5 protein-coding genes are annotated in these 4,905 nt (G+C 47.2%); 4 read left to right on the top strand and 1 reads right to left on the bottom strand.

Features of this window, described 5'->3' with window-relative positions; genetic code table 11:
- The 4 genes from BLS55_RS11680 to BLS55_RS11660 all read left to right on the top strand — a co-directional run.
- A partial coding sequence (locus tag BLS55_RS11680) for a transposase (RefSeq protein ID WP_143339562.1) occupies positions 1 to 290 on the top strand: 290 nt, incomplete at its 5' end.
- A gap of 212 nt (positions 291 to 502) precedes the next feature.
- Positions 503 to 2,293 carry an anti-phage ZorAB system protein ZorA gene (zorA, locus tag BLS55_RS11975; protein WP_143339573.1) on the top strand — a complete coding sequence of 597 codons (1,791 nt, stop codon included), beginning with the start codon at positions 503 to 505 and terminating at the stop codon, positions 2,291 to 2,293.
- A gap of 14 nt (positions 2,294 to 2,307) precedes the next feature.
- On the top strand, positions 2,308 to 3,114 hold the full coding sequence (locus BLS55_RS11665; RefSeq protein WP_092155400.1) for an OmpA/MotB family protein: 807 nt from the start codon (positions 2,308 to 2,310) through the stop codon (positions 3,112 to 3,114).
- Positions 3,114 to 4,454: an EH signature domain-containing protein gene (locus tag BLS55_RS11660; RefSeq protein ID WP_092155399.1), complete on the top strand. Its 1,341-nt coding sequence runs from the start codon at positions 3,114 to 3,116 to the stop codon at positions 4,452 to 4,454. The genes BLS55_RS11665 and BLS55_RS11660 overlap by 1 nt, the downstream gene beginning before the upstream one ends.
- Before the next feature lie 130 nt (positions 4,455 to 4,584).
- On the opposite strand, the gene BLS55_RS11655 is transcribed toward BLS55_RS11660, so the two are convergent.
- The coding region (locus tag BLS55_RS11655) for an integrase core domain-containing protein (protein ID WP_143339572.1) at positions 4,585 to 4,905 on the bottom strand (321 nt) is incomplete at its 5' end.

Here is a 4,905-nt window from a genome sequence, read left to right as displayed (position 1 = left end):
GGAAGTACCTGAGCACGGGATGGGCCAGACGTTTTGTGAAGCGATGGCTGGTCTGGGTGAACAGGTCAGATCTTGCCCCAATGCGCAAAGTGGGCGGACTGATTCAGAGACATCTTGAGAACATCCTGACCTTCTGCCGCCACAGGATCACCAACGGCGTGGCCGAGGGCCTCAACAGCAAGATCATGGCCATCAAGAGGAAGGCTTGCGGTTATAGGAACCGGGAGCATTTCAAGACAGCCATCTACTTCTTCTGTGGCGGTCTAAACCTCTACCCGGCCAGTTCCTGACAGGGGTTACCCACGGAAAACCCGGAAGAACCCCTTAATTTTGCCGTTGACTGGTCCGAAGAAGTGAACCCACCTCTCCGGCAAGTAAAAGCATCAGAAAGAAAGTGCTACGGCAGTGGAGTAGCACCCATGCAAACGATCGTTGATACAAATATTCTCAACTAAATGGTTTTGCACCAATGCTCCGCAACGTATATCTACCGGGGGAAGATGTGGAAAATTTTAATTTAATTGACGTATTTTGGTACCATATTGCCCAGTCTACACAGAGTAATTACTTTTTATATATATATTGCATTGGAATTTTAGTGTTTTTTATCATAAGATTGTTTTACATGGCTCGAGAAAAAAAATGTATCACTCAGGCCTGCAACGATGCCACGCGAGACGTAAAATTTGAATCTCTAGATGAGAATGTGTCACCTGCTGCAGGACTTGAGTCTCATTATGAAAATGAGCTTCCAAATGCAGGGAAACGGCGCAAAGAGCTTCTTTTTAAGTATAATTTCTTTAAGATTAACGATGCCCTTTGCCAGAATGCTATTTTCAAGCATCACTGGTCTGAATTTACCGAATCACTTGTTCATAGCAAAGACAATAACACTCCTGTGCAAAACTCACACTCCGCAGCATTTTTTTTCAATGAAGACACCATAATCCTTCCCAACTATAATGCATCAAGTTATACCGCCACCCCTAACTATCTCACAGGACTCGGCATTTTGGGAACATTTCTTGGCCTTGCCGGAGGTATTTACCTCGCAAGTGCGGGATTGAGCGGCGGCTTTGACGCTGAAAACACGGATAAATTACGCACTGCGCTCAATCAGCTTCTATCCGGCGCAGGCCTCGCTTTTACGACATCTGTTGTAGGGCTTATATGTTCGTTAATATTTGCACTCTGCGAAAAATACACCGTCCGCGAGTTGCAAAAATGCCTTGGTGTTTTTGTTAATGCTCTTGATGAGCGTGTGCATCTGATTACAGCCGAAGATGTAACTAGGAAGCAGCTTGCCTTGCAGGAAGAACAGCGCGACCTTATGCAGAGTTTTGTGGATGACGTTGGACACAATATCAGTCAAGCAATAAACGGCATGTTTTCTACCGGGATGCAGCCATTAATGGAAAAAATGGTTAATGAGCTTTGTTCACTCCGCTCTGACAGAGCAACAGATTCACAAGAAGTCATTTCCAGCCTAACCAGAGAATTGGCAGACAAAATTCATTCTGCAGCTGGGAAGGAAATGGATGCATTCGGCGTGGCGTTCGCTGAGATGCACTCCACCTTGGTGCCCCTACTGGAAGAATACAAAGAATCCCAAGGGCGCGGATTGGAGGCGAGCAAAGCAATGAACGACATGTTGCAACAACTTATCAATGTTCACAGCTCTCTGCATTCCTGCATTCAACGCATTGAAAGCAGCACTTCTGTTTTTGAAGAAGCTACAACCCAGACACAAAGAACCATTCAAGCAGCAACAGAGTATACTACTTCAGCGATAGAAGAGTTAAAATCTTTCCATTCTGTCATTTCCGAGGAAAAATCACAACAGGAAATGCGTTTTGAGCAACAAATGCTGACAATGCAAGGACACTCAACAACGTTTTTAAATGCCTGGAAAGAGTCCCTTGTCGCCTTGGATACACAGAAAAAGCACATGGAAAATTCATTGGACAAACACATGTCTTCCGCGCATGAACACTATGAAATGATTAAAAATCAACAATACTCGTTAGAACAATTGTGGAAACAGTATGCAGAAAGATTTGAAAACATAGACACTGCGCTGCAAAATACGTTTGTTACCCTGACAGAAGGCCTGGAGGCATATAGCAAATCAACAAAAGAGTACATCACAGGTCTGGATGACCATTTGGAACGGGCAGCAACCCATCTGTATAGTGTGGTCAGTGGGCTCAAAGAAACAGTTGAAGAATGGCAGGAAATGCGGGAAGATATGAAAACTACAAACGCTTCCACCGAAGAAAAAGCGCGTGGCTAATTGCGAGGTAGAACATGTCTCAACGACAGTATCCCCTGCATAAAAATGGAAGTCGCTCTGATGAACAAGGATATCTTGCCTCTGTTAGTGATTTGATGGCCACTTTGCTATTCATATTCATCATCACTCTTATGGCCTTTGTTATTAATTTGCACGAGGCAACCACCAGTGCCGCTCAAAAGGAAGCGGACAGCAAGAAGGAAATAATTGCTCTTAGAAATATTCAGCAGGAGCTGACAGATGCGCGGTCCATACGTCAAAGGTTATTAGAAGACGTAAAACAAGACCTGATGCAAAAAGGCTTGAAGGTCGAAATTGATGTGGACAAAGGATTACTGCATGTTCCTGAGAAAATACTTTTCCCCTCCGGACAAGCCAACTTTGCGCCTGGAGGAGAAGAGAGCCTTCAACTGCTTGGGGCCATTCTAGCCCAACACCTGCCTTGCTACAGCGGCACAAAAGACAAGCCCTCTGAAACTTGCACATCAAAAAAGCCTACTCCCGGCAGGCTAGAAGCAGTGCTGGTGGAAGGTCACACAGACAACGTGCCCATATGTACTGCGCAGTACATGGACAACTGGCAACTTTCTGCAGCAAGAAGCTTAGTAACGTTTCGCTACCTCATGCAAAAGCAGCCTCTTTTAGAGACGTTGCGAAATGCCAACGGTGAACATTTTTTTGGTGTGAGTGCATACGGTGAGACACGTGGGATAAGGGAAAATGCATCTGAAGAAGGCAGACAGGCCAACAGACGGATTGACCTGCGTTTTGTTCTAGCTGCACCGAGACCAACAGAATCGCACGAAGGAAGTATACAGTAATGTCGCTGCGGGATTGCTTGCGATATTGGAGGCCAGAATCACTGACGCTGGCAATGCCGCCACAGCCTGTCAAGCTTTCTGCCCTATGCCAGATGCTTGCCCAAAGCGTTGTAACAGTGCAACGCGTGGCCCCCAGCCCCCTATCGTTGCAGGAATTGTACGACAGCATCAGGGATTGCTATCTACAAGGCCGACCTCTCACATCTTTGCCAACGAAAACTTTGAAACAGGCTCCTTGGGGCTTCTATTACGGGGAGCAGCATCTTGCTGATGCCACAAATTTTGTCGCGCAGTATTTTCAATGGCTGGAAAGCCTCTCCCCACAGCGTCAGGGGCGCGTGCTCATTTTGCTTTGGTATGTGCTGATGCAAAAATACCCCATGCATAGCCCCAGCTTTGCATGGCTTTGCCACCGTTTAGACAGCGTGCTAGCGATATCTCCACGCATCAAAGTGCGACAGGTATACAAAGCTTGCCAAAATTATGCGCTTCTGTCCGCAGATGGCCCTGATCTGTTTGCTCGTGATCTGCTGACACAAGGTTTACGGGAGGCTTGCACCCGTCGGTTATTTTCAGAGGAGCTGTTTGCCAGCCAGTTTGTCCGCCATGGGGCAGAGTGCGCCCAGAGCCTTTTGTCCCGCGCGCTTGCATCCCCGGACAACTTAGCACTACTGCGAAATTTCATCGCGCAGTATGAGCAGGAAGAACCCGTTCGGTATTTATTCCCCAAAAGTGCTACAATAAATGCCCTGCTACTGCCATTTGTGAACAAAATTCCTACAGAAGAAATCTATAAAGGGCTTATACGCGATTTTATATTGCGCCATTTCAAAGACCCCCGCGTAGACAACCGCCTGTGGCATGGTGCTGCCACCGCCGCACAGACCGTCATGGAGCGTTGGCTTGTGGCGGCACAACTTCAGGACTTTTTCAGTATCCTGCGTGATACCGCAGAACCAGCATGGCAAGAGCGCCAGAGATTTTGGTCGCGCTACCTTTCTCTTGGCGTCATAAGCAAGGCTTGGGTAATTCTTGGCAAGGAAGCCCGCATGACAGCAAAACAGACAACCTTGCCGCGTAACAGCTTTGCAGATTTGACCGGAGCGATGGCAAATCAATCGGTACTACTTATGCAGATTGACTCGCTAATCGTTATCGAATGGAGCCATAGCGGCGCGTGTCGCCTTTGTGATGAAGCCGACGCATCCGTACCGAATTTTTATCTTGACAAATATAGCGGAACGGAGCTGCGCCCCCCAATGAGTCTGCCTGTAAGGCACGCAGGAAACTGGAAATTTAGCATATCGCAGCACATCTATCAACAAACTGGAATAAAATAACATATGAACATTTGTAAAATGCATTACAAGTTTACAGATGAATATGTGCAATTCTCTGTTGCCAGAGGTGAAGATATGCTCCCAGTGGGGGGGTAATCCTCCCATTTTTAGGAGCGATTACAAGTAGAGCCTAAGACACCTGTGCGAGCTTCATGGCGGGAGTTATGCCGCCAATGCCCATGTTGGGGCGCTCGTTATTATAACTCCAGAGCCATTTGGTGGCAAAATCCTGTATTTCTTCAAGACTTTCAAAGAGATAGTGGTTGAGCCAGTCATAACGCACTGTTCGGTTATACCGCTCGACATACCCATTTTGTTGCGGATTCCCCGGCTGGATATACCGCAGGCGGATTCCTCTCTGCCCGGCCCAGGTTTGCAGCTTGGCGCTGACATATTCCGGGCCATTGTCACAACGGATCTCTTTGGGGCAGCCACGCCATTCAATAATCTG

Origin of the sequence: Desulfovibrio legallii (assembly GCF_900102485.1) — a bacterium.
GTDB lineage: Bacteria > Desulfobacterota > Desulfovibrionia > Desulfovibrionales > Desulfovibrionaceae > Desulfovibrio > Desulfovibrio legallii_A.
The sequence above is the reverse complement of the archived record's forward strand: the minus strand, read 5'-3'. Positions and strand labels throughout refer to the sequence as shown.

Coding starts and splice junctions, on each gene's coding strand:
- BLS55_RS11665 (WP_092155400.1), top strand. CDS start 2,308: ATGTCTCAACGACAGTATCCCCTGCATAAAAATGGAAGTCGCTCTGAT.
- BLS55_RS11660 (WP_092155399.1), top strand. CDS start 3,114: ATGTCGCTGCGGGATTGCTTGCGATATTGGAGGCCAGAATCACTGACG.